The sequence below is a fragment of the Micrococcus sp. PSi08 genome (assembly GCF_054960655.1).
On sequence record NZ_JBHNYP010000013.1, the window covers coordinates 1 to 24,671 of the forward strand.

The following is a 24,671-nucleotide window of genomic DNA, read 5'->3' on the forward strand; positions in this document are numbered from 1 at the left end:
TTCCGCCGGGTAAGCGGGATGGTCGAGCAGGGTCAAGATGATCCGGGATCGAGTGGGGTCGGCCATCGCTCGGCCCAACCGGTTCATCACATCAACACGAGAGGCGATAGTCAGCATTCACTGAACTATACAGTATGAGCTGAACTTACAGTGTCGCCTCGTAAAGCTATACCCCAGCGGGGCGGCACAGAACGTCGTGCCGTCCCGCTGTTTGCTCATCGGCCGACGGGGAGCTCGATCAGTTGCGGGCTGCTGCAGCAGGCGTCGCCGGCTGTGGCTGGGGCGTCGCAGCCGCCGCCGAGGTCGGTGGTGCATACGCCGGTCTCGGGTAGTTCGAGGTGGACTGCGTCGGCTGCTTTGCGGTCGCCGGCCAGGGCTGCTGCGATGGAGCGGACCTGTTCGTAGCCGGTGGCCATGAGGAAGGTGGGGGCGCGGCCGTAGCTCTTCATCCCCACGATGTAGAAGTTCGTCTCCGGGTGGGCGAGGACTCGCTCACCGTGAGGCTCGACGGATCCGCAGGAGTGGAACTCGGGATCGATCAGCGGCTCCAGCTGGGACGGTGCTTCGACGGCCGGGTCCAGGGCCAGGCGGAGTTCGGAGAGCATTCCGAGATCAGGGCGGAACCCGGTGGCGGGCACCAGCACATCGACGCTCACTTCTCGCTCCCCGTCCGGGGTCACAGCGTGGACGGTCAACGTGTCGTCGGCTCTGAAGCGAGTGATGGTGAAGGAGGTGAGGACCGCGATGCGTCCGGAGTCGACCAGCTGGCGCAGTCGCGAGCCGAGCGCTCCTCGGGCTGCGAGTTCGTCCTGGTCGCCGCCCCCGTAGACGCGGGTGAGGTCTGCGGTGCGAGCGGCCCAAATGATGGTGGTGTCGGCCTCCAGGTCCGCGAGGTCCAGCAGGGTATTGGCGGCTGAGTGGCCGGCACCGGTCACCATGACTCGCTTGCCGGCGAAGCGGTCACGGTCGCGGCCCTGCACGTCAGGCAGCGGCGCGGTGATGTGGCCCGCGGCGCGGGCCTGCTGCTCGCCGGGAGCAAGGAGCCCGGCCTGTCCGAGGGGGTTGGGCGTGGACCAGGTGCCGGAGGCGTCGATGACCGCGGAGGCGAGCACGTCTTCGCTGTGCCCGTCGGTGGTCTGGATCCGGACGAGGAAGGGGGTCTCCTCGCGGCGTGCGGTGCGGGTCTTGTCGATGCCGGCGCGGGAGACGGCGGTGACCCGCGCCCCGTAGCGGATCGACTCGGCGAGCTGGGGAAGCTGCGCGAGCGGTTCGAGGTAATGCTCGCGCAGTTCGTGACCGGTCGGGAGAACGTCGGCGTCGGGTGCGGTCCAGCCGGCAGCTTCGAGGAGACGCTGTGCGGCGGCGTCGAGGTTGTGCTGCCACGGCGAGAAGAGCCGCGTGTGCCCCCACTCGGCGATCGCGGCTCCTGCCGCGGTCCCGGCCTCGAGGATCAGGAACGGCAGGCCGCGCTCAGAGAGGTGGGCAGCGGCGGCAAGGCCGATGGGGCCAGCGCCGATGACGACAATGGGATGTGAGTTCGTTGCGGTGGTCAAGATGATGAGTCTCCTTGCTGCGGGGCGGTCAGTTCGCGGTGCCGGTGAGGTCGGTCAGGAGCTTGCGGACGTGGGTGTCGATGTCGTCGCGGACCAAGCGCATCCGCTCCATCCCTTCGATGCCGCGCTGAGAGGGCTCATCGGTGTGCCAGGTCGTGACCGGCGCGGTCATGCCCTCGACGGGTTTGATGACGGCTTCGTCGCCGATGACGATCACGTGGTCGACGCTTCGCAGCAGCTCGGGGGTGACCGGCTGCGGGACGGCGGAGGACATGTCCGCGCCGACCTCGGCGATCGCCTCCGCGGACTGGGCGTTGATGGCGGTGCCCGGGCGGGTGCCGGCGGAATGCACGTCGACCTCATCCCCGGCGTGATGGCGCATGAGGGCGGCGGCCATCTGGGACTTGCCGCCGTTCTTCACGCAGACGAACAGGACTGAAGGGCGCTTCGTGGTCATGGCGAGGGGATCCTTCTGTGGGGTCATCGGGTGGGGGCGGTGGTGTCGCCGGGGAACAGGCGCCGCCCCATAGCGAGGGCGACGTAGACGAGGGCGACGAGGACGGGGACTTCGATCAGCGGGCCGACGACGCCGGCGAGGGCCTGGCCGGAGGTGACTCCGAAGGTGCCGATGGCGACGGCGATGGCGAGCTCGAAGTTGTTGCCCGAGGCCGTGAACGCGACGGTCGTGGACTTCGCGTAGTCGAGGCCGATCGCGCGGCCGAGCAGGAAGGACCCCAGGAACATGACGACGAAGTAGACCAGCAGCGGCACGGCGATGCGGGCCACGTCCCCCGGTGCGGAGATGATCGCGTCGCCCTGTAGGGCGAACAGCAGCACGATGGTGAACAGCAGCCCGTACAGCGCCCAGGGGCCGATCTTCGGGAGGAACCGCTCCTCGTACCAGGTCCGACCCTTGGCTCGCTCACCGAGGATGCGGGTCAGGAACCCTGCGACCAGCGGGATCCCGAGGAAGATCAGCACGCTGAGGACGATCGCGCCGATCGAGAACTCGGCCGACGTGGTCGGCAGCCCCAGCCAGGATGGCAGCGCCTGGAGGTAGAACCAGCCCAGGGCACCGAAGGCGATCACCTGGAAGACGGAGTTGATCGCGACCAGCACCGCGGCTGCTTCTCGGTCACCGCAGGCGAGGTCGTTCCAGATGAGGACCATCGCGATGCAGCGTGCGAGTCCGACGATGATCAGGCCGGTGCGGTACTCTGGAAGGTCGGCCAGGAAGATCCAGGCCAGGGCGAACATGAGTGCCGGGCCGACGATCCAGTTCAGCACCAGCGAGGTCACCAGCAGGCGTCGGTCCGCGCCGATGCGCCGGGTCTCGTCGTAGCGGACCTTCGCCAGGACCGGGTACATCATCACCAACAGTCCGATCGCAATGGGCAGGGACACGGATCCGATCTTCACCGCCTCCAGCGCGGTGTTCAGGCCGGGGATGAACCGTCCCAGCAGGAGACCCACTGCCATGGCGGCCAGGATCCACACCGGGAGCCAGCGATCGAGGAAGGACATCTCCTTCATCACGCGGGGCTGCTCCACATCCTTGGTGGTCGTACTCATCGGGCTTCGACACCTTCCATCGACGGATATCGATGCGAACGCTATGCTTCACATCGATGACTGTCAATGTAAGGTGGGGACATGTCCACGACGACCGCGATCACAGCTGCCGGGCTCGAGACGATGAACGGCCCTGAGGAGTGCTGCAGGCTCTCAGCGGGGCCCGTCGACAGCGTCGAGGCCGAGAGGATCGCGTCCTTGCTCAAGGCGCTTTCCGACCCGACCCGTCTCCGGCTTCTGTCCCATGTCGCTGCTCAGGGCTGCAATTCGGTCTGCGCCTGTGATCTCACCGAGCCGCTGGGCATCAGCCAGCCGACCGTGAGTCACCACATGAAGAAGCTCGTCGACGCTGGCCTGCTCACGCGCGAGCAGAAGGGCCGCTGGGCGCACTACTGCGTCGTGCCGTCGGCCTTCGCCGAGCTCCGTTCCTTCCTCGACATCGCCTGAACCCCCGCCGCCGACTTTGGAGATCCTCCTGACCGCACGGCCCAGTGTCCAGGTCGTCTGCGTCCACAACGCCGGTCGCTCGCAGTCCGGTTAGCCGGCGACGCGTTGGTCCGCTGCCACCGCCGGGTCCAGCAGGACCTGCATGGCCACCGCGGCCGCACGGGCGACCCGCTCTACTCCGCCCGTCGAACCCTGCACGCCGGAACCGGGTTGCTCACCGACAAGCAGAGGGCCCGGCTCGAGGCCACTTGGGGGACCTGCCAGCGGATGATCAGCGCCTACCGCGAACCCGACAGGGCTCGAGGAAAGGAGTCGATGGTTGGCGTGCACAGGTTCAGGAGGAGGTGACAGGCAGGTCCTTCGGAGACTTGCGCTGACCGGAGCGCTGCCCGGACTGCCCGGGCTGCCCGGAACGACCGGGCTGCGCCCTTGGGCAGGGTCACAGCATCTCGAGTGGTCGCGGTCCGCTCGGGGGCGGAAACGCACGGTCCAGAGCATCCAGGTCTTCGCGGGTCAGGTCCACGTCCAGTGCTGTGGCGTTGTCGCGCACGTGCTGCGGGCTGCTCGCCTTGGGGATCGTGCAGAGCGAGTCGCGGCGCAGCACCCAGGCAAGGGCCGCCGCCGCGGGGCTGACGCTGTGACGGGCCGCGACGTCGTTCAGCGTCGTGTCGTGAAGGATGCGGCCCTGCTCGATCGGCGAGTACGCCATGACCGGCAGCTGGTGGTCGGCGCACCACGGCAGGAGGTCGTACTCCGGTCCTCGCCGCGACAGGTTGTACAGCACCTGATCCGTGGCCAGCCCGCTGCTGCCCGGCACGTCCTGCAGGTCGGCGAGGGCCCGGTGGTCGAAGTTGCTGACGCCCCAGTATCGGATTTTCCCGTCCTCGACGAGCTGGTGGAAGGCCGCGACGGTGTCCTCCAGCGGGTACCTGCCCTGCCAGTGCAGCAGGTAGAGGTCGATCCGATCGGTGCCCAGGCGTTTCAGGCTGCGTTCGCAGGCCGCGATCGTGCCGGAACGTGAGGCGTGGGACGGCATGACCTTGCTGACCACGAACGCCTCGTCGCGGCGACCCGCCAATGCTTCACCGACCACCTCCTCCGCGCCGCCGTCGGCGTACATCTCGGCGGTGTCGACCAGCGTCATGCCCAGCTCGAGGCCGGCGTGCAGCGCGGCGACCTCGTCGCCGCGGCGGCCGGGGTCCTCACCCCAGCCCCAGGTGCCCTGGCCCAGCACAGGGATGGACTCACCGCTCGGCAGCGTTATCCGTCGCATCCGCGATCACTTCCTTCTGGTTGTCCTGAGGTGGGACGTGGGCTGAGATCCTCGAAGGGTCGGCGCGTCCTCGACCGGTGCTGGCTTATAGGAGGGTGGCGGGTACCGAGGTGCCGGGTGTCGAGCTGGTAGTCAGCCCCGCCTGCGCCATGTGGCGTACCGGGCTGCTCACGAGCGGTTTCCGGCGCCGGTGGGCTGGACGGTACCACCACGGCGGAACAGAAGGCAGAGGTCATCGGGTGAGCGGCTGGTGTCCAGGTTCCCGTCTCGGGCCGCATACCTCGTTCCTGCTGATCGCCGGTCAGCACAACGCCCAAGCCGCCCACAGTCTCGCCTGTCACCCTGGCAGCGCACCCCGGCCGCCCACACCTCCGCCCCTGCAGTAGACTCCTGAACACTGTTCAACTCGTCGGGCCCTCGCCATGCGCCCAGCGCCTCGGCTGAGCGCCCCCTCGCACTCGCTTCCGCACCAGGAGTCCCTCCATGAGCACTTCCGTGCCCTCGTCCCACGACGGCCACGTCCGCCCCGCGGCCACCACGACGGCGGACCGCCCCACCGACGCCGGCCGCCCCCGTCGCGGTTCCGCCGGCGGCAGCCTTGCACGCATCGCCGTCATGACCGCGCTGATGGCCGTCCTCGGTCTGGTGCCGCCGATCGCCGTCGCCGGTGTGCCCGCCCCGATCGTGCTGCAGAACATCGCCGTGATCCTGGCCGGTGTGATCCTCGGCCCGTGGCGCGGGGCCGCCTCGATGGCGCTGTTCGCCGGCCTCGTGGCGCTCGGCCTGCCGCTGCTCAGCGGCGGCCGTGGCGGCCTGGGCGTGTTCGCCGGCCCGACGGCCGGCTTCATCCTCGGCTGGATCCCGTCCGCGCTGATCGTCGGCCTGATCTTCTGGGCCCTCACCTCCCGGGCCCGTCCCGGCCTCGGCGCCGGACGGGTCGCGCTCGGTGCGGCCGTCGCCGGGCTGATCGGCGGCATCGTCATGGTCTACTTCTTCGGCGTGCTCGGCTTCGTGGGGATCGCCGGGATGGAGTTCGGGGCCGCCGTCCTCTCCATGGCCCCGTTCGTGCCCGGTGACCTGATCAAGCTCGTCGTGGCCGTCATCCTCATCGTCGGCCTGTGGAAGGCCTACCCCCGCGCCTTCCGATGAGCCCGGATCGCTCCGTCACCCTCACGGGCGTCCGCGTCGAGGCCGACGGCCCCGAGGGCGTCGTCGTGCTCCTCGACGGCGTGGACCTCACCCTCACGGCCCCGCGTGTGGCGGTGATCGGGGAGAACGGCTCCGGCAAGTCCACGCTGGCCCGCGCGATCGCCGGGCTGGCCGACGTCGTCGCCGGGGAGGTGACCGTGCACGGGGTGGACGCCGTCCGGGACGTGAAGGCGCTGCGCCGCACCGTCGGCTTCGTGTTCGCGAACCCGGCCGCGCAGATGGTCATGCCCACCGTCCGGGAGGACGTGGAGCTGACCGTGAAGTCGCTCAGGGGCGACGCCGGCCGCCGCCTGACCCAGGACGACGTCGCCGCGCGCGTGGCCGCGGCGCTTCAGGAGCACCGGCTCACCGCGCTCGCGGACCGGGCGTGCCTGTCCCTGTCCTCGGGGCAGGCGCAGCGGCTGGCCATGTGCTCGGTGATGACCGCCGGGCCGTCCCTGGTGATCGCCGACGAGCCGACCTCCCTGCTGGACGGCCGGCACCGGCGGATCGTGGCCGACCGGCTGCTGGCCGCAGACCCCTCCGCCCCGGACGGGTTCCAGCTGCTGCTGGTGACCCACGACCTCGAGCTGGCCCGTGCGTGCGACGAGGCCGTGTGGATCCACGGCGGCCGTGTGGAGCGGACCGGCCCGGCCGGGGACGTGGTCGAGGCGTACGAACGCTTCCTGGACCACGCCGTGGCGGCGGAGCTGCGCTGATGCTCTCCCTGTACATCCACGGCGACTCGCCCCTGCACCGCGCCCGCGCCGGCCTCAAGACGGGCCTGTTCGCGGTGTGGGTGCTGGCCCTGACCCTGCTGCCGCCGTCCCTGTGGACGGCGGGCGCCGCCGTCGTGGGCGCCGTGGCCGCGTACCTCGTGGGCTTCGGGCTGCGGCGCGGGGCGGCGATGATCGCCTCCGACCTGCGCGCCCTGTGGCTGTTCTACGTGGTCCTGTTCGCGGCGCAGTGGATCTTCACCGACGCGTTCGCGGCCGGACTCATGGTGGCGCGCGTGCTCGGGCTCGTGCTCACCGCGCAGGTGTTGACGCGCACCACCCGGATCGCGGACATGACCGGGGTGGCCGAGGCGGTGCTGCGGCCGGTCGAGCGGATCCCGTGGGCGGGGCCGCGCCTGGCGCGGGCGGGGTTCCGCGCCGACCGCGTGGGCCTGGCGATGGGCCTGGTGCTCTCCTCGATCGGCCACCTGCGGGCGCTGGCCGAGCAGATCCGGCATGCGCAGGCCGCCCGCGGGGTGCGGATGGCGCCGTGGGCCTGGGCGCTGCCGCTGCTGGTGCTCAGCTTCAAGCACGCGGACGACGTCGGGGACGCCCTGGCCGCCCGCGGCATCGACTAGAGCTGCCCGCCCTTCCGCGTTGGGGGCGGAACTCGGCGGTATTCGGGGTGGGGATCCCCGAGTTCCGCCCCCGGACCGCGTGGGGTGGCGGGCCGGCTCAGAGGGGGCCGTCCAGGGGCAGACGGTCGCGGTCGTAGGTGATCTCGGTGAAGCCGTGGGGCACGGGCTTGCCGTCCTCGCCCAGGGACACGAACACGATCTTGTCGATGGTCAGGATCATCTCGCCGGTCACGATGTTCCGCACCTTCGCCCGCATGGTCAGGGACGTGCGCCCGAACTCGGTGGCGCGCAGGCCCATCTCGATCATGTCGCCCTGCTTCGCCGAGGCCAGGAAGTTGATCTCCGAGATCAGCTTCGTCACGCACCGCGGGTTGCCCAGCTGCAGGGTCGCGTAGATGGCCGCCTCCTCGTCGACCCAGCGCAGCAGCGAGCCGCCGAAGAGGGTGTTGTTCGCGTTGAGGTCCTCCGGCTTGACCCACTTGCGGGTGCGGAAGTTGACGTCGTCGTGGGCGGCGCGGTCGGCCGAACGGGTGAAGAGCGTGGAGTCCATGGCCCCACGGTAGAGCGACGGCGACGCCGGCACGAGGGAGGGCGCCCGATGCGCAGACGTGCTCGACCGGGCCGTAGGGTCGCCGGGAGGGATCCGCAACGGACCACACAGGAAGGACCCGACCGATGACCATCCGCCCCCACTCCGACCCCGCCACACCCGACGCCACCTGGCGCGATGTGCCGGTGGTCGGCTTCACGGTCGCCGCCGGCATCGCCGTCCTGTTCTGCCTGGTCTGGCTGCTCCGGGATGGGCTCACCACCGACTACACGTGGGGGCTGCTGCTGGCCCCGGTGCTCATGGGTGTGGCCGGGGTGGCGGTGATGGTCCTCTGGGAGCGGCTCCTCGCCCGCGTCCCGCGGCTGGCCGCCACGCTGGTCGCCGCCGTCACCCTCCTGGCCTTCGGGCTGGTGCTCGCCTGGTGGCTCGTCGAGGTGAACGCACAGACGCACCTGTTCACCGGGAGCACGTTCTGGCTGCTCGCCGTCGCCCCGGTCTGCGCGGGCCTCGCCTGGCTCGCACACCGGCTGCTCCCGGCGGCCCGCCGGCCCGTGGGGGAGCCCCCCGCCGCCCTCGACGACGACGCCTGGGCCCGCCGCCCCGCCGGCGGGCCTGGGCGGTCACCGCGTTCGTGGTGATCATCCTGGCCACCCGTCTCCCGGGCGTGGTGGCCGGGGAGCGGCTCAGCGCGTGGGACGTCGCGTACCCGCTGGTCGCCGTCGTCGTGCTGGTGTGGACGTGGCTCGACTACCGGGCCGCCGTGCGTCGCGCCCGCCGCTGAGGGGTCTCAGGCCCCCGCGGCGGCCAGCACCCTCGCCACGTGCCGGCGGTGCACCTGGTGGATGACCTCGATCAGTCCGCACCCGAGCGCGGCGACCACCAGCGCGGCCACGAGCACGTCCGTGGGCGGGACCTCCATCCGGTGGTACCAGCGGGAGGCCGGCACCAGCACGACGGCGGCCAGCACCGCGTACATCGCCAGGATGAGGACCACCACGCGCGCGCTCAGCGGCCGGGACATCACGCTGAGCACCCACAGGCCCAGCAGGGTCAGGGTGATCATGAACGCGGCCTGCTGGCGGGCCAGGTCGACGTCGCCGGCGGTGAGGCGCACGTACGTCTGCAAGGCCACCATGGACAGCAGGATCACCGCGCCGGAGGGGATCGCGAACCGCAGCGCCCGCCCCAGAAAGCCGGGCACATAGCGGCGCGGGTTCGGCAGCAGGGCGAGGAAGAACGTGGGCGCGCCGATCATGATGAAGTCCACGGTGGAGGCCTGCCGCGGCAGCAGCGGGAACTGCCACGCGAACAGGGAGAACACCACGCCGAACAGCAGCGCGTACGTCGTCTTCGTCAGGTAGATGTGGGCGAGCCGCTCCATGTTCGCGATCACCTGGCGGCCCTCGCCGAGCACGCGCGGCAGGCGGTCGAAGCGCCCGTCCAGCAGCACCATCCGGGACACCGCCTTGGTGGCCGGGGCCGCGTTGCCCATGGCGATGCCCAGGTCCGCGGTCTTCAGGGCCAGGGCGTCGTTCACGCCGTCGCCGGTCATGGCCACCACGTGCCCGCGCGACTGCAGCGCCTGCACCATCGCCTTCTTCTGGTCCGGGCTGACGCGGCCGAACACGTCGTGCTCGGCCATCACGTCGGCGAGCTCCCCGGGATCGTCCGGCAGGGTGCGCCCGTCGTAGGCCTGGCCCGCCACCTCGAGGCCCACCTCACGGGCCACGGCGGCCACGGTGCGCGGGCTGTCCCCGGAGATCACCACGGTCCGCACGCCCTGGGCGTGGAAGTAGTCGAGGGTCTCGGCGGCGTCCGGGCGCACGTTCTCGCGGAACGTCACGACGGCGACCGGGACGCCTCCGCCGGGCAGCGCATCCCCGATCAGGGGCTCGTCCGTGCGGGCCAGCAGCAGCACGCGGCGGCCGGCGTCCGCGTCGGCGTGGACCTGGGCGCGGACGGCCTCGACGCGGTCGGGGCCGAGGAGCCGCTCGTCCACGAGGGCCTCGGGTGCGCCGAGCAGCCACGTGCCGGCCGCGGCCCCGGCCTCGGGGCCGAACGCGACCGCCGACCACCGGCGAGCGGAGGAGAACGCCACCTGGGCCGCGGGGTCCACGGCCGGGACGGCCGTGAAGGGCTCGCGCAGGGCCGCCGCGGTGGGGTTCACGTCCGGGTCTGCGCCGAACCAGGCGAGCACGGCCCGAGCCCCGTCGGCGACCTCGGCCGGGGTGCCGTCGTCGTGGGCGTTCGGGGACGCGTCCGCCGAGGCGGGCGCGGTGAGCCGGTCGAACCGGACGCCGCCCTCGGTGAGGGTGCCGGTCTTGTCCAGGCAGACGGTGTCCACGCGGGCCAGGACCTCCACGGCGGGCTGCTCCTGGATGAGGACCTCCTGCTGGGCCAGCTTGAGTGCGGACACGGCGAACGCGATGGTCGTCATGAGCGCCAGGCCCTGCGGGATCATGCTGGTCACCGCCGCCACGGACGCGATCAGCGCGGGCTCCAGGGCGGCCTCGCGCGGCTGGGAGAGGGCGAGGGACCAGCCGCCGACGGCCGTCATCTGGCCGTGCACGATCACCGCGATGATCGGCACCAGGGCGATCGTCAGCCAGCGGGCCACCTTCTCCAGGGCGCCGCGCAGCTCCGAGTGGATGGCGGAGTAGCGGCGGGCCTCGGCGCTGAGCCGGGCGGCGTGCGAGGCCGAGCCCACCGCCGTCGCGCGCACCAGACCCGCGCCGGCCACGACGGCCGAGCCCGAGAGCACGGCGTCCCCGGGGGTCTTGGGCACGGGGTCGTTCTCCCCGGTGAGCAGCGCCTCGTCCATGTCCAGGCCGTCCGAGACGAGGACCTCGCCGTCCACGGGCACCTGGTCGCCGCGGCGCAGCACCACGACGTCGTCCCGCACGATCTGCGCCATCGGCAGGGGCACGCGCGCCCCGTCCCGGATGACGAGGACGTCGTCCTGGTGCAGCAGCGCGATCCGGTCCAGCTTCCGCTTGGCCGAGTACTCCTGGACCACGCCGATCACCACGTTGGCCACGGCCGCCAGCGAGAACAGCAGGTCCAGCCAGCGGCCCATCAGGATCACGACGACGGCGCACAGCGCGATCGCCAGGTTGAACAGCGTGAACACGTGCACGCGCAGGATCTGCCCCAGCGAGCGGGACGTGTCCCGCGACTGGACGTTGACCAGGCCCGCGGCCTCCCGCTCGGCGACCTCGGCGGCGGTGAGCCCGGTGATCCCCTCCACCCCGGTGAACCCCAGGCCCATCCCGCTCTCGGGGGCGGACGGGTGCGCGGACGCAGGGGAGGGGGAGGCCATGGCACAGAATCTACCCAGCCGGTGCGGGGCCGGGCATCCGACGTGGGGATGAACCCGGGTGCGACCGCAGGCGGGACTGCGGGTGGGGCGGGCTCACTCGCCGGTCTGGCCGTCGATCCCCTCGCGCAGCAGGTCGGCGTGGCCGGCGTGGCGGCCGTACTCCTCGATCATGTGGGCGAGGATCCACCGCAGCGAGACCGGGTCCCGCCCCTCCCGGATCCGGTGGGCGCGAGCCAGGGCCGCGGCGCCGTCGTCGCCGTCCGCCGCGAGCAGGTCCACCACGATCTGCCGGGACCGCTTCACCTGGCCCTGCCAGAGGGCGCGCAGGTCCGCCGCGGAGTCCTGCGCCGCGCTGTGCCAGTCCCAGTCGGGGTCCGCGTCGAAGTCCGCGCCCACCCAGGGCGCCGAGGTGGGCTCGCCGAGGGCGACGGCCTCGAACCACCAGAACTCGACGAACGCGAGGTGCTTGAGCAGGCCGCCGAGCGTCATCGCGGACGGGTGCCCCGGCAGCCGGCGGTGCAGCGCGGCCGTGTCCAGGTCCGCCGTCTTCCACTCGATCGTGGCGCGCAGGAAGTCGAGGAAGCCCAGCAGGGTGGCGGCCTCGCCCGCGGCGAAGGGCGGCTCGGGGCGGCCCTGGTCGTCGTAGAACACGGTGGTCATGGCGGCCAGGCTACGCCCCACCTCGCGTTTTCGTTCGGGAAACGGCGCGTGCGGGGGCGGGGCGGGGGCGGGGTGGGCGCCCGCGGACCTGGAACGCGTGCGGTCACTTTGAGCCTGAAAAGTGCGCCCATACCGACCGCAGGCGTTCCCGGAACGGGCGGGCCGGCGTCGTGGCCACCCAGGAGGACCCGGAGGAGCTCGTCGGGGTCAGCGAGGACTGGGCGGCGCAGGCGTACGCGGACGCCGCCGCGGTGGGCGGCGATCCTGCTCACCGCGGCGGATCCACCACGAGCCGCACCCGCGGGCTCGCCTGTTCGGCGGCGCCCTCCTGGGTCTCGGCGATCCGGCGCCAGATGCGGTCCGCCGACGGGTCGACCATCAGGTGCCCCATCTGCCGGATGACGGTGCCGAACACGGACGTCGGCATGCTGCGCCGCGGGGCGAAGCCGGACCGGCGCAGGCGCTCGGTCTGTTCCGTGGTCAGGTCCACGAGGCGCTCCAGCAGGGACTCGGTCTCCCCGCCGGCCTCCAGCAGCGAGCGGCGCACGTAGGCCCCCACCACCGGGCGGTCGGCCAGCAGGTCCGCGAACGCCGCGTCGCGGGCCGCGGACACCACCTGTGGGGTGCCCACGAGCGGGACCTCGTCGAGGGTCGCGGCGATCAGGCGCAGCACGTCGTCGTCGACGGCGCGGGTCAGCCCCGCCTTGCTGCCGAAGTGGTGCCGCACCAGCCCGGGGGCGACGCCGGCCCGTTGCGCTATCTCGCGGACGCTGGCCATCTCGACCCCCCGCTCGGCATACAGCTCGAGGGCCGCCAGGCGCAGGCGCGCGGGGGAGGAGAGATCGTCCTGATCGAAGGGCAGGGGGGTGTTCATCGGGTCCTCGGGGCTGGGTCGGCGGATGGGATGGCCCGTGGTCGGGAGATGAGGATGCGGGGGCTCGCTGAACCCTACGGCAGGGATCGAAACGCCCCCCGCACCCTTCTTGCACGCTAGTGCAACATCGTGCTTGAGTGTGCAACATCAGCTCAGTGAGGCATGTCACAGACGACTGCCGCCCGCCTCCGCGACCACCACACCTCCCAGGGGGACCCATGCAGACCACCGACACCGTCCTCGGCACCCCGTCCACCATGGGCGACGACGAGCAGCTCACCACCACTCGCCTCCTGCGGGACGCCGCCCGGACCTTCGGGGATCAGCAGATCATCCACACCCGCGGCGGCGGCTCCCGGTGGCAGACCACCACCTACGCGGCCGTGTGGGAGCGGGTGCGCCGCATGGCCGCGGCCCTGCGCGCCGAGGGCGTCGGGCCGGGGGACCGGGTCGGCCTGCTGCTGTGGAACGACGTCCGCCACCTCGAGTCCTACTTCTCCGTCCCGCTGCTGGGCGCGACCATGGTGCAGCTCAATCTGCGCCTGGCGCCCACGGACCTGGCCTACGTGATCACCCACGCGCAGGTGGGGACGATCGTCGTGGACGAGACCCTCCTGGAGCTCGCCGCCGCGCTCGAACCGCACCTGCCCGACGGCGTCCGCTGGATCGTGGCCGGCGACGGTGAGCTCCCCGCCGACTGGGCCGGTCGCGACGACGTCCTCTCCTACGAGGCCCTCCTCGACGGGCACGAGCCGCTCGAGACAGGGGGCCTGCCGAACGTGAGCGAGCGCTCCGCCTCCGGCGCCTGCTACACCACGGGCACCACCGGCCGCCCCAAGGGCGTCTTCTACTCGCACCGTGCCACCTGGCTGCACGCGCACGCCGTGGTGTCCACCCTGGGCATGACCATGGCGGACACCGCCCTGCTGCTGACCCCCATGTTCCACGCGCAGTGCTGGGGCCTGCCGTTCGCCGCCGTCGCCGTGGGCGCGCGCCTGGTGCTGCCGGGCCGGTTCAACCTCACGGACACCCCGTGGCTGACCTCCACCCTCGTGGACCACGGCGTCACCGTGGCCCCGGCAGCCCCCGCGATCCTCATGCCGATGCTCCACCACCTCCGCACCCTCGAGACGCCCCCACGGATGGACGGCGTGCGCCTGCTGTGCGGCGCGACGGAGCCCCCCGTGGCCATGATGCGCGGCTTCGACGAGCTCACCGGCGCGGAGGTCATCCACGCCTACGGCGCCACGGAGACCTCGCCCATCGTCTCCCTCAACCGCATGAAGCCGAGCCTCATGGACACCCTCTCCGAGGATGAGCGGTGGAACCTCAAGCGGTTCCAGGGCCTCGTCGTCGTCGGGGTGGACGTGAAGATCACCGACCCCCTGGGCGAGCTGCTGCCGCCCGGCGAGGAGAACGTGGGCGAGATCCGCCTGCGCGGGCCCTGGGTGACCACCTCCTACGCAGACAACGCCGAGGCCACCGAGGCCGGCTTCGACGACGAGGGCTACTGGCGCTCCGGGGACCTGGGCTACCTCTCCCCGGAGGGCTACCTCAAGGTCACCGACCGCCTGAAGGACGTGGTCAAGTCCGGTGGCGAGTGGATCTCCTCGATCGACCTGGAGAACCACATCATGACCGTCCCCGGGGTCCGCGACGCCGCCGTGATCGGTGTCCCCCACCCCCAGTGGGAGGAGCGCCCCCTGGCCCTCGTGGTGCGGTACGAGGACTCCGACGTCGACCAGGACGCCGTCCTCGCCGCACTCGCCGAGCGCTTCGCCACCTGGCAGCTGCCCGACGAGGTCCGCTTCGTGACGGAGATCGATCGGACCGGCGTCGGGAAGGTCAACAAGCGCAAGCTGCGCGCCGACTACGCCGACGCCCTCACCTCCGGCCGCTGACCGGCCCGCCCCCTCCCCAGACCCACCCCGACCCCAGGAGACCCCGTGACCCAGGACGCCTTCCTCTACGACGCCCTCCGCACACCGCGCGGTGCCGGCAAGCCCTCCGGCTCCCTCCACGAGGTCAAGCCGATCGACCTCGTCGTCGGCCTGACCCACGCCCTGCGCGACCGCCATGAGGGGCTCGACCCCGCCGACATCGAGGACATGATCCTCGGCTGCGTCAGCCCGGTGGGCGACCAGGGCGCGGTCCTGCCCCGGGTGGCCGCCCTCAAGGCGGGCCTGCCGCAGACCGTGGCCGGCGTGCAGCTGAACCGGTTCTGCGCCTCCGGGCTCGAGGCCGTGAACCAGGCCGCCGCCCGCATCCGCTCCGGCTGGGAGTCTCTGCTCGTGGCCGGCGGCGTGGAGTCCATGTCCCGCGTGCCCATGGGCTCCGACGGCGGCGCGTGGGCCATGGACCCGGCCACCTCCCTGGCCACCGACTTCGTCCCGCAGGGCGTCTCCGCGGACCTGATCGCCACCCGTGAGGGATTCAGCCGCGCAGAGCTGGACCGCTTCGCCGCGCAGAGCCACCGCCGTGCTGCGGCGGCGTGGCAGGAGGGCCGGTTCGCCCGCTCCGTGGTCCCGGTGACGGACATGAACGGGATGACCGTGCTGGACCGGGACGAGACCATCCGCCCCGACTCGTCCGTGGAGACCCTGGCCACGCTCAAGCCCTCCTTCGAGGCGCTGGGCCGGGAGGCGGGCTTCGACGCCGTGGCGCTGGAGAAGTACAGCTCGCTGGCGGGGATCGAGCACCTGCACCACCCCGGCAACTCCTCGGGCATCGTCGACGGCGCCGCGCTGACGCTGATCGGCTCCGAGGAGGCCGGCCGGCGGGCCGGGATGAGTCCGCGGGCCCGGATCGTCTCCGCCGCCGTCGTCGGCTCCGAGCCCACCATCATGCTCACCGGCCCCACCCCGGCGTGCCGCAAGGCCCTCGAGGTGGCCGGCATGACCGCCGCGGACATCGACCTCGTGGAGATCAACGAGGCGTTCGCGGCCGTGCCGCTGCTGCTGATGAAGGAGATGGGCTGGACCGAGGAGCAGACCAACGTCAACGGCGGCGCGATCGCCATGGGCCACCCCCTGGGGGCCACCGGCGCCATGATCCTCGGCACCCTCGTGGACGAACTCGAGCGGCGCGACCTGCGGACCGGCATCGCCACGCTCTGCATCGGCGCCGGCATGGGCGTCGCCACGATCGTCGAGCGCGTCTGAGCGCCCCACCCACCCGACCGACCAGCACGGCAGGAAGAGCACCGGCATGAGTGAGCACATGATCACCTGGGACCAGGACGCCGACGGCGTCGTCACGCTGACCATGGACGACCCGCAGGCGCGGGTCAACACGATGAACGAGCGGTACCAGGACGCGATGGACGCCGTCGTGGACCGCCTGGAGGCGGAGCGGGACACGGTGACCGGCGTCGTCCTGACCAGCGCGAAGAAGACCTTCTTCGCCGGCGGCGACCTGGACTCCCTGGCCCAGGCCGGCCCCGAGGACGTGGAGTCCGTGTTCGCGCTGACGCAGCGGGTCAAGGGCCAGCTGCGCCGCCTCGAGACCCTCGGCCGCCCCGTGGTCGCCGCGATCAACGGCACGGCGCTCGGCGGCGGCCTGGAGATCGCCCTGGCCTGCCACCGGCGCATCGCCGTGGACGACCCGGGGCTGAAGGTCGGCCTCCCGGAGGTCACCCTGGGCCTGCTGCCCGGAGGCGGCGGCATCACCCGCCTGGTGCGCATGGTGGGCGTGGAGCGCGCCCTGATGGAGTGGCTGCTGCAGGGCACCGCCCGCGACGCCCGGGCCGCGATGGAGAAGGGGATCATCGACGAGGTCGTGACCGACCCCGCGGACCTGGTGCCCGCCGCCAAGCGCTGGATCCTGGAGCACCGCGACGACGCCGACGCCGCCGCGAAGCCCTGGGACGTCAAGGGCTTCAGGATCCCCGGCGGCACCCCCGCCCAGGCCTCCTTCGCCTCCCGCCTGCCCGCGTTCGCCGCCACCCTGCGCCGGCAGCTCCACGGCGCGGACCTGCCCGCCCCGAAGGCGATCCTCAGCGCCGCGGTGGAGGGCTCGCAGGTGGACTTCGACACCGCCTCGCGCATCGAGACCCGGTACTTCGTGTCCCTCGTGACGGGCCACACCTCCTCCGCCATGATCCAGGCGTTCCACTCGGACATGCAGGCGCTGCGCTCCGGCGCGGCCCTGGGCGGTCCCTCCCGCGAGCGCAGCACGATCACCACGGCGGCGGTGCTGGGCGCCGGGATGATGGGCGTGGGCATCGCCCACGCGCTCGCGCTCAACGGCGTGGACGTGATGCTCAAGGACGTCAGCCTGGAGGCCGCCGAGCGCGGCCGTGAGCGGGTGGGTGCCCTCCTCGAGGGGCGCGTGGCGAAGGGGCGCATGAGCCGTGAGGACGCCGACGCCGTCCTGGCCCGCGTGCAGCCCACCGAGGACTATCAGGACCTCGCGCACGTGGACGCGGTGATCGAGGCCGTGTTCGAGGACGTCGAGCTCAAGGACTCGGTGTTCGCCGAGGTGGAGAAGGTGGTCGGCCCGGACACCCTGCTGTGCAGCAACACCTCCACGCTGCCGATCACCCTGCTGCAGGGCCCGCGGGAGCGCTCCCAGGACTTCATCGGCCTGCACTTCTTCTCCCCGGTGGACCGGATGAAGCTCGTGGAGATCATCCGTGGTGAGCAGACCTCCCAGCGCACGGTGGAGCGTGCCTACGACCTGGTGCAGCAGATCCGCAAGCTGCCCATCCTGGTCAACGACGGGCGCGGCTTCTACACCTCCCGCGTCTACGGCACGCTCGTGCTCGAGGCCGCGGCCCTCGTGGAGGAGGGCGTGGACGCGCAGCGGATCGAGCGGGCGGCCCGCCACGCCGGCTTCCCGGCCTCCCCGCTGGCCATGATGGACGAGGTCTCCCTGACCCTGATCCAGCACATCCGCCGCGAGGAGGAGAAGGCCGTCGCCGAGGCCGGCGGTGAGCGTCCGGTGCGTCCGGGCGAGCGCGTGGTGGAGCGCATGGTGGACGAGTTCGGCCGCCCGGGCCGCGCTCAGGGCGCCGGCTTCTACGAGTACCCGGAGGAGGGCCCCAAGCACCTCTGGCCGGGCCTGGCCGAGCACTTCGCCACCGGGGCGGACGTGCCCGAGCAGGACCTGCAGGACCGCCTGCTCTACCGCATGGCCATCGAGACGGCCCGCTGCTTCGACGACGGCGTCCTCACCGACGCCCCCTCGGCGAACCTCGGCGGCGTGTTCGGCATCGGCTTCCCGCCGCACACCGGTGGGCCCGTGACGTTCATGACGCACCGCGAGGGCGGACCGGCCGCGTTCGTGGCCCGCGCCGACGAGCTGGCCGACCGCTACGGCGAGCGGTTCCGTCCCGGCGACACCCTCCGGCAGCGGGCCGAGCGAGGCGAGGGGCCGGGCCGATGAGCGCCGCACCGCTGGCCGGGGTGCGCGTGGTGACCATCGCGCTGAACCTGCCCGGGCCCGTCGCCGCGGCCCGCCTGCAGGAGCTGGGCGCCGACGTCGTCACGGTGCTCCCGCCCAGCGGGGACCCCGTGGCCACCCTGGTGCCGGCCCTCTACGAGGAGCTGCACCGCGGGCAGTCGGTGCGCACCGTGGACATGAAGTCCCAGGCCGGGGCCGCCGAGATGGAGCAGATCCTGGCCGAGGCGGACGTGTTCCTCACCTCCCACCGCTCCGGGGCGCTGCGCCGGCTGGGCCTGGACGCCGACGCCGTCCGCGCCCGCCACCGGCGGATCTGCCAGGTGGACATCACCGGATACGACGGGGACCGCACGGACGTGCCAGGCCATGACATCAACTACCAGGCCGCGGCGGGCCTCCTGGCGCCGGGGGCTCCACCGCGGATCCTCGCGGCGGATCTGCACGGTGCCGAGCGGGCCGTCTCCGCCGCGCTGGCCCTGCTGTGGGCCCGCGGCGCGGACGGGGACGGCGGGCACGCCACGGTGGCGCTCGCCGATGCCGCGCACGCCCTGGCCCTGCCCAACCGGCACCGCATGACGGGCCCGCGCAGCCCCCTGGGCGGGGCCCTGCCCCACTACGGGGTGTATCCGGCGGCCGAGGGCCATGTTGCCGTCGGCGCGCTCGAGCCGCACTTCGCGGCCGCGCTCGTCGAGGGTCTCGGGCTGGACGCGGACGGGGACGTCCGCGCGCAGCTCACCGAGGCCCTCTCCCGGCACGACGCCGCCCACTGGCAGGTATGGGGGGAGGAGCGGGGCATCCCGCTCACCGCCCTGGCCAGCCCCACCGCCTGACCCCCACGACTCAGCACCCCCCCTCGAACGACCTCCAGGAGCCCCTCATGACCACCACGGATTCCCGCACCCGCTCGCTGATCGACGTCGACGTCCTCGAGTACCACCGCCTCCTGACGCCCGAGCAGCAGGAGAAGCTCGCGGAGATCCGCGCCGCCCTGGCCGAGATCGTCACCCCGCACGTGGCCGAGGCCTGGAGCCGGGACGAGTTCCCGCACGAGATCGCCCGCCGCGTCGGCGAGCTGGGCTACAACCACATCAGCGGCATGACCGAGGACCCGCTGTTCCGCGGGCACCTGATGGCCGAGCTGGCCCGCGCGGACATCTCCCTCAGCGTGTACTTCGCCCTGCACAACGACCTCGTCGGGGCCACCCTGGAGGCCCTGGGCTCGGAGGAGCAGAAGCAGACGTGGCTGCCGGGCCTGTACGCGATGGAGTACACCGGCTGCTTCGCGCTGACCGAGCCGGAGCACGGCTCCGACGTCGCCGGCGGCATGGCCACCACGGCCCGCCGAGAGGGGGACGAGTGGGTGATCAACGGGGCCAAGCGGTGGATCGGCAACGGCACCATGTCCCGCATCGCGATCGTGTGGGCCCGGGACGAGGAGGACGACCAGGTCAAGGGCTTCATCGTGGAGACCGACACCCCCGGCTACGAGGCCACCAAGATCGAGCACAAGACCGCGGTGAAGATCGTCCAGAACGCGGACATCACCTTCACGGACGTGCGCATCCCGGCGGAGAACAAGCTGGAGAAGGCCAACACCTTCGCGGACACCAACGTGATCCTGCTGGGCTCCCGCAACGGCCTGGGCTGGCAGGCCGTGGGCGCGCAGCAGGGCATCCTCGACGCCGCCCGCCGCTACGCGCTGGAGCGCACCCAGTTCGGCCGCCCGATCGCCGGGCATCAGCTGGTGCAGTCCCTGCTCGTGCAGATCGCGGCCAACCTGGCGGCCACCCTGGGCATGGCGCACCGGGCGGTGCAGCTCGAGGCCGCCGGCGAGGTGTCCATGACGCAGGCCTCCCTGGTGAAGCTGAAGACCTCCCAGATGTGCCGCGAGTCGGCCGCGCTGGGCCGGCAGATGATGGGCGGCAACGGCATCCTCGCCGACGTCGGGCTCGGTCGGTTCTTCTGCGACGTCGAGGCGATCTTCACGTACGAGGGCACCTACGAGGTGAACTCGCTGATCGTGGGCCGCGGCCTCACCGGACACTCCGCCTTCCTCTGACCCCCCTCCGACGACCGCCCCACCAGATCAGGAGCCACCGTGACGACCTCCGAGACCACCTCCGAGACCACCTCCGAGACCCCCGACACCTCCGCGACCACCCACGGCCGGCCCACCGAGCGCCGGGGTCATGTGGCCGAGCTGCTCTCGGCCACCGTGGCCCGGCAGCCGGATGCCGTGGCCCTGCGGATCGGTGAGGCCCGCATGACCTACCGCGAACTGGACCAGGTCACGGCCGCGACGGCCGGCTGGCTGCGCCACCGCGGGGTGGGCCCGGGGGACCGGGTGGCCGTGATGCTGCCCAACGTCCCGGCCTTCGTGGCGGTCTACGAGGCGCTCATGCGTCTGGGCGCGGTGATGGTGCCGCTCAACCCGCTGTTCACCGCCCGTGAGCTGGAGTACTTCCTCGAGGACTCCGGGGCGCGCATGCTCTGGGCCATGCCCGGGCTGCCGGCCGTGGACGAGGTGGCCGGGAACGTCGACGTCGAGGTGGTCACCCTGGACCTCGAAGCGGTCGGGCGGGAGTGCGCCGCCGAGGGCATCGCCCCGGTCACGGAGATCACCCCGCGGGACCCCGACGACGACGCCGTCCTGCTCTACACCTCGGGCACCACGGGGCGGCCCAAGGGTGCCCGGCTGACGCACACGAACCTGCGTTCCAACGCCATGGCGACGGCGACCGGCCTGGGCCGGCTCGGCCCGGACGACGTCGTGTTCGCGGCGCTGCCGATGTTTCACGTGTTCGGGCTCTCGGTAGTGCTCAACGGCGCGGTGTTCGCGGGGTCCACGCTGTCCCTGATGCCGCGGTTCGTGCCGGCGGACTTCTCGCGGTTGCGCATGCCCCTCTCCGGCGGTGCGAGCCTGCCGGTGGAGACGCTGCGCGCGGCGGAGAAGCTGTACGGCGTTCCCGTGTTGGAGGGCTACGGGCTGTCCGAGAACGCGGGTGCGTGCTTCTTCAACCCCGTGGACGCGCCGACCCGCCCGGGCACCGTGGGCCGGCCGGTGGACGGCTTCGAGTTCCGGATCGTCGCGATGGACGGCACCGAGGTGCCCGAGGAGGACCTCGAGACCTCCGGTGAGCTGCGCATCCGGGGCGAGGGCATCATGGCCGGCTACTGGGGCCGCCCGGAGGACACGGAGGCGGCGTTCGACGAGGACGGCTGGTTCCGCACCGGGGACATCGCCCGCCGGGACGAGGCCGGGTACGTGATGATCGTGGACCGGCTCAAGGACGTGATCATCCGCGGCGGCATGAACGTGTACCCCCGCGAGGTGGAGGAGGTCCTCTACGAGCACCCGGACGTGGTCGAGGCCGCCGTGGTGGGTGTGCCGGACGAACGGCTGGGCGAGGAGATCGCCGCCTTCGTCTCGCTGGCCCCGGGCAGCGCCGTCACGGGGGAGGAGCTCCAGGCGTTCGCGGCCGAGCGGCTGGCCCGCTACAAGCGGCCGCGGGAGGTGACCGTCCTGGACGGGCTGCCGAAGAACGCCACGGGCAAGATCCTGCGCCGCGAGCTGCGTCAGGGGTGAGGGGTGTGTGGCGGTCTGGGCGCAGGTCGTCTGGTCTGAGCGAGAGGAACGACGGACAGGTGGCCTCTCGTTACGCTCCCGGTATGACTCAGCCGCTCGTCCACCCGCCCAAGGCCCAGCCGGGCGACGGGATCGCCGTCGTCTCGCCGTCGTTCGCGGCTCCCGGTTTCGCGCCCGCGGTGCATGAGCAGGCGATGCGCCGCCTGGCCGAGGTGACCGGACTGGTGCCGGTCGAGTACCCCACCACCCGGCAGCTCGGGGCGAGCGCCGAGGACCGGGCGCGGGACCTGAACGCGGCGTTCGCGGACCCCCAGATCCGGGCGGTGATCGCCACGGTAGGCGGGGAGGACCAGATCACCGTGATCGGCCACCTGGACGCGGACGCCGTGCGCGCGGACCCCAAGCCGTTCCTCGGCTACAGCGACAACACCAACCTGCACCAGTGGCTGTGGGCGAACGGCGTGGCGAGCTTCTACGGCGGGTCCACCCAGGTGCACCTGGGGCCGGGACCGGCTGTGGATGAGGTGCACGCCGCGTCCCTGCGAGCCGCCCTGCTGACGGGAGGGCGGCTGGAGATCACGGAGCCGGGGGAGTCGGAGGACCACGGCGTCGACTGGCTGGACCCACGGGCGCTCACCGAGTTCGGGACGCGCGAGCCGGTGCCGGGCCCGCACGACGACGGCGCGCACGGCGTCGGCGAGGGCGCCTCACCGTGGCGCTGGGCCGGGCCGCGGCGCGCGGTGACCGGCCGGACGTGGGGCGGCTGCCTTGAGGTGCTGCCGTGGGTGATGGCGGCCGGCCGCGGGCCTGCGGACATGGCGGTGCTCGAGGGTGGTGTGCTGCTCATCGAGACCAGCGAGGAGCTGCCGAGCGCCGGTGAGGTGCGGCGGCTGCTGCGGATCCTGGGGGAGGGCGGCGTGCTCGGCGCCGTGGACGCCGTGCTGGCGGCCCGCCCGCCGACGAGCTCCTTCGAGGCGCCGCGCGGTGCGGAGGAGCGGGCGCGGCTGCGCGCGGAGCAGGCCGATGCGGTGCTGGAGGAGGTCGGACGCTACAACCCGGACGCGGTGGTGTGCGTGGGTGTCCCGTTCGGCCACACTCGGCCGCAGTGGGTGCTGCCGCATGGCGGCGTGATGACCGTGGACGGAGCGGAGCGGCGCGTGTGGGCGGGGTATTCGTGAGGTCAGGGGACGAGAGTCGCATCTCCAAATGACTGCTCGACCAGGGAACGGAGATCGTGCGCCACGCCGAGCACCAGCGCCGGGTCTGACCTGTAGAGCTGCACCAGGGCGAGGTCCTGAACTGCTCCCTGCTTGAGACCGTGCTCTCCGCCGGAGTAGTGCCAGATGAGGTTGGACACCTTCATCTTGACGGAGTTCGGATTCCGAAAGTTGCCCGGCAGAGTAATTCCTGGATGGAAGGGACCCTGAGCGAGCAGACGAGACAGGCCGACGACTGCGGGTGTCCCCTCACTCGGGTTGGTCCACTCCAGGTGATGAGCAAGTCCGAGAGCGAGCAGAGTCTCACCTGCGGTCCAGGGCAGTGTGGCCATCGTCCTCGTCCTTCCGAAGGCTTCATGAGTTCCGGTCATCCGGCTGACACGCGATGTCCTCGTGGAAGAGGCCCAGCGGGCGCCGAGTGTGAACACGGTGCCCTCCAGGCCGCCGAGACGGCAGAATCGCGCTAAGCTGCAGTATGCCGCGCGCTTCCCACGCAGGTCTGCGGCGACGAGTGATAGAGGGTGCATGGAAACGTTCAGGATGGGAGAGTTCTTCTCCGGGCCCGGTGGCATGGCTCTCGGTGCGCATCAGGCGGTCGAGGCCGACTCGGAGCTGCAGGAGAGGATGTCCCTGCGGCACGCTTGGGCCGTCGACATCGACGAGTCGTCCTGTCTTACGTACCGGCGCAACATTCCCCGAGCAACGCTCAAGTCGGTCAAGGTCGGCGATGCTCGAGTCGCCGCCGAGAACATCGACTCCTTCGGCGACATCGACGGCTTCGCCTTCGGTTTCCCCTGCAATGACTTCAGTCTTGTCGGTGAGCACAAGGGACTTGAGGGTAGCTTCGGAGGGCTCTACAAGACCGGCGTTCGGGTCCTGGAGCGGAAGCGACCGAAGTGGTTTGTAGCGGAGAACGTCGGAGGCATTCGCAGTGCCAACGGCGGTCGGGCCTTCCAGGTGATCTTGGAAGAGTTGCGCGACGCGGGCTATCGAATCACCCCTCACCTCTACCGGTTCGAGCAGTATGGGGTTCCCCAGGCGCGGCATCGCGTTCTCGTCGTGGGGGTTCGCGATGACCTCGACGTCGAGTACGGAGTTCCAGCCCCGACTCATGGGCCCGGGACGGGACAGCCCTTCGCTACGTCCGGTGAGGCTGTCGCTGCGCCGATCCCCGCGTCCGTCACCAATAACGAGCGCACCCGTCAGTCGAAACAGGTGGTCGAGCGACTGAAGCTCATCGACCCGGGTGAGAATGCATTTAATGCCAAGCGCATGACCGGCGAGGCCCGTCTCAATGTCCGGGGTGCTACCATCAGCCAGATCTATCGGCGCCTCGACCCGGCCAAGCCGTCCTACACCGTCACGGGATCCGGTGGCGGAGGCACTCATGTCTACCACTGGGACGAGCCGCGAGCCCTCACCAATCGTGAGCGGGCGCGTCTCCAGACGTTCCCGGACACGTTCCACTTCGAGGGCCGCCGAGACTCCATTCGGAAGCAGATCGGCATGGCAGTTCCGCCGCTCGGAGCGCGCGCCGTTTTCCAGGCGCTGTTCCGATCCTTCCAAGGACTCCCCTATGAGAAGATCGCACCTAGCCTCAGAGTGGAGGCCGCCGACGCTCGCCAGCGTCGTCTGATTTGACCGCTCTGAGTCAACCGCTTCGGGCGAGAAGAGT

General features: G+C 71.6%; 23 protein-coding genes and 2 pseudogenes. 15 read left to right on the forward strand and 10 right to left on the reverse strand.

What is annotated here, in order from left to right:
* The 4 genes and pseudogenes from ACFI33_RS05890 to arsB all read right to left on the reverse strand — a co-directional run.
* Positions 1-117: pseudogene (locus tag ACFI33_RS05890) on the reverse strand (Cd(II)/Pb(II)-sensing metalloregulatory transcriptional regulator CmtR); the annotation flags it as partial.
* Positions 118-215: 98 nt separating this feature from the next.
* The gene (locus tag ACFI33_RS05895; protein WP_153239432.1) at positions 216-1,553 is read right to left on the reverse strand and encodes an FAD-dependent oxidoreductase; all 1,338 of its coding nucleotides are present in this window, start codon (positions 1,551-1,553) and stop codon (positions 216-218) included.
* 28 nt (positions 1,554-1,581) lie between these two features.
* On the reverse strand, positions 1,582-2,010 hold the full coding sequence (locus ACFI33_RS05900; RefSeq protein ID WP_002855764.1) for an arsenate-mycothiol transferase ArsC: 429 nt from the start codon (positions 2,008-2,010) through the stop codon (positions 1,582-1,584).
* A gap of 23 nt (positions 2,011-2,033) precedes the next feature.
* Positions 2,034-3,125, reverse strand: coding sequence for an ACR3 family arsenite efflux transporter (gene arsB, locus ACFI33_RS05905; protein ID WP_095695047.1), 1,092 nt, complete (start codon positions 3,123-3,125; stop codon positions 2,034-2,036).
* Positions 3,126-3,206: 81 nt separating this feature from the next.
* Here arsB and ACFI33_RS05910 point away from each other — a divergent pair, with 81 nt between their 5' ends.
* Positions 3,207-3,572, forward strand: coding sequence for an ArsR/SmtB family transcription factor (locus tag ACFI33_RS05910; protein WP_127435256.1), 366 nt, complete (start codon positions 3,207-3,209; stop codon positions 3,570-3,572).
* A gap of 84 nt (positions 3,573-3,656) precedes the next feature.
* Positions 3,657-3,890 (forward strand): annotated as a pseudogene (locus ACFI33_RS05915) (ISL3 family transposase); the annotation flags it as partial.
* 121 nt (positions 3,891-4,011) lie between these two features.
* Here the strand turns inward: ACFI33_RS05915 and ACFI33_RS05920 are convergent.
* Positions 4,012-4,845, reverse strand: coding sequence for an aldo/keto reductase (locus tag ACFI33_RS05920; RefSeq protein ID WP_127435255.1), 834 nt, complete (start codon positions 4,843-4,845; stop codon positions 4,012-4,014).
* 483 nt (positions 4,846-5,328) lie between these two features.
* On the opposite strand from ACFI33_RS05920, the gene ACFI33_RS05925 reads away from it, so the two are divergent.
* The 3 genes from ACFI33_RS05925 to ACFI33_RS05935 are packed head-to-tail and all read left to right on the forward strand — an operon-like array spanning position 5,329 to position 7,387.
* Positions 5,329-5,994 carry a biotin transporter BioY gene (locus ACFI33_RS05925; protein WP_095695044.1) on the forward strand — a complete coding sequence of 222 codons (666 nt, stop codon included), beginning with the start codon at positions 5,329-5,331 and terminating at the stop codon, positions 5,992-5,994.
* A complete protein-coding gene (locus tag ACFI33_RS05930) occupies positions 5,991-6,752 on the forward strand; it encodes an energy-coupling factor ABC transporter ATP-binding protein (protein WP_127435254.1) in 762 nt (253 codons plus the stop codon). Before ACFI33_RS05925 ends, ACFI33_RS05930 begins: the two co-directional genes overlap by 4 nt.
* Positions 6,752-7,387: a CbiQ family ECF transporter T component gene (locus ACFI33_RS05935; protein ID WP_127445825.1), complete on the forward strand. Its 636-nt coding sequence runs from the start codon at positions 6,752-6,754 to the stop codon at positions 7,385-7,387. The genes ACFI33_RS05930 and ACFI33_RS05935 overlap by 1 nt, the downstream gene beginning before the upstream one ends.
* A 97-nt stretch (positions 7,388-7,484) precedes the next feature.
* Here ACFI33_RS05935 and ACFI33_RS05940 read toward each other — a convergent pair whose 3' ends face one another.
* Entirely contained in the window at positions 7,485-7,937 is a 453-nt protein-coding gene (locus tag ACFI33_RS05940; protein WP_010080066.1) for an acyl-CoA thioesterase, read from the reverse strand.
* 125 nt (positions 7,938-8,062) lie between these two features.
* Between ACFI33_RS05940 and ACFI33_RS05945 the strand changes: the two genes are divergently transcribed.
* Together ACFI33_RS05945 and ACFI33_RS05950 are read left to right on the forward strand one after the other, a co-directional pair.
* Positions 8,063-8,575, forward strand: a complete 513-nt coding sequence (locus ACFI33_RS05945) for a hypothetical protein (RefSeq protein WP_127445824.1) — start codon at positions 8,063-8,065, stop codon at positions 8,573-8,575.
* A complete protein-coding gene (locus ACFI33_RS05950; RefSeq protein ID WP_153240280.1) occupies positions 8,569-8,718 on the forward strand; it encodes a hypothetical protein in 150 nt (49 codons plus the stop codon). The genes ACFI33_RS05945 and ACFI33_RS05950 overlap by 7 nt, the downstream gene beginning before the upstream one ends.
* Positions 8,719-8,724: 6 nt before the next feature.
* On the opposite strand, the gene ACFI33_RS05955 is transcribed toward ACFI33_RS05950, so the two are convergent.
* The 3 genes from ACFI33_RS05955 to ACFI33_RS05965 all read right to left on the reverse strand — a co-directional run bounded on the left by ACFI33_RS05955 (position 8,725) and on the right by ACFI33_RS05965 (position 12,790).
* Positions 8,725-11,256, reverse strand: coding sequence for an HAD-IC family P-type ATPase (locus ACFI33_RS05955; protein ID WP_127435176.1), 2,532 nt, complete (start codon positions 11,254-11,256; stop codon positions 8,725-8,727).
* 93 nt (positions 11,257-11,349) lie between these two features.
* On the reverse strand, positions 11,350-11,916 hold the full coding sequence (locus ACFI33_RS05960; protein WP_127435175.1) for a DinB family protein: 567 nt from the start codon (positions 11,914-11,916) through the stop codon (positions 11,350-11,352).
* Between the two features lie 268 nt (positions 11,917-12,184).
* Entirely contained in the window at positions 12,185-12,790 is a 606-nt protein-coding gene (locus tag ACFI33_RS05965; RefSeq protein WP_127435174.1) for a TetR/AcrR family transcriptional regulator, read from the reverse strand.
* A gap of 218 nt (positions 12,791-13,008) precedes the next feature.
* Here ACFI33_RS05965 and ACFI33_RS05970 point away from each other — a divergent pair, with 218 nt between their 5' ends.
* The 7 genes from ACFI33_RS05970 (at position 13,009) to ACFI33_RS06000 (ending at position 22,957) form a co-directional block, all read left to right on the forward strand.
* Entirely contained in the window at positions 13,009-14,691 is a 1,683-nt protein-coding gene (locus ACFI33_RS05970) for a long-chain-fatty-acid--CoA ligase (protein ID WP_462623820.1), read from the forward strand.
* Positions 14,692-14,736: 45 nt separating this feature from the next.
* Positions 14,737-15,951: an acetyl-CoA C-acetyltransferase gene (locus ACFI33_RS05975; protein ID WP_036336657.1), complete on the forward strand. Its 1,215-nt coding sequence runs from the start codon at positions 14,737-14,739 to the stop codon at positions 15,949-15,951.
* 46 nt (positions 15,952-15,997) lie between these two features.
* Positions 15,998-18,175 (forward strand): 3-hydroxyacyl-CoA dehydrogenase NAD-binding domain-containing protein, encoded by a 2,178-nt coding sequence (locus tag ACFI33_RS05980; RefSeq protein WP_078025626.1) that lies wholly within the window; start codon positions 15,998-16,000, stop codon positions 18,173-18,175.
* Positions 18,172-19,023, forward strand: a complete 852-nt coding sequence (locus ACFI33_RS05985; protein WP_036336661.1) for a CoA transferase — start codon at positions 18,172-18,174, stop codon at positions 19,021-19,023. Before ACFI33_RS05980 ends, ACFI33_RS05985 begins: the two co-directional genes overlap by 4 nt.
* Before the next feature lie 47 nt (positions 19,024-19,070).
* Complete coding sequence (locus ACFI33_RS05990) at positions 19,071-20,252, forward strand: acyl-CoA dehydrogenase family protein (protein ID WP_036336663.1); 1,182 nt, start codon at positions 19,071-19,073, stop codon at positions 20,250-20,252.
* Between the two features lie 132 nt (positions 20,253-20,384).
* On the forward strand, positions 20,385-21,779 hold the full coding sequence (locus tag ACFI33_RS05995) for an AMP-binding protein (protein ID WP_127435207.1): 1,395 nt from the start codon (positions 20,385-20,387) through the stop codon (positions 21,777-21,779).
* Between the two features lie 83 nt (positions 21,780-21,862).
* Entirely contained in the window at positions 21,863-22,957 is a 1,095-nt protein-coding gene (locus tag ACFI33_RS06000) for a S66 family peptidase (RefSeq protein WP_357192065.1), read from the forward strand.
* 2 nt (positions 22,958-22,959) lie between these two features.
* Here ACFI33_RS06000 and ACFI33_RS06005 read toward each other — a convergent pair whose 3' ends face one another.
* Positions 22,960-23,136 (reverse strand): hypothetical protein, encoded by a 177-nt coding sequence (locus tag ACFI33_RS06005; protein WP_186314814.1) that lies wholly within the window; start codon positions 23,134-23,136, stop codon positions 22,960-22,962.
* 385 nt (positions 23,137-23,521) lie between these two features.
* On the opposite strand from ACFI33_RS06005, the gene ACFI33_RS06010 reads away from it, so the two are divergent.
* Positions 23,522-24,637 (forward strand): DNA cytosine methyltransferase, encoded by a 1,116-nt coding sequence (locus ACFI33_RS06010; RefSeq protein ID WP_127435120.1) that lies wholly within the window; start codon positions 23,522-23,524, stop codon positions 24,635-24,637.
* Positions 24,638-24,671: the final 34 nt, after the last annotated feature.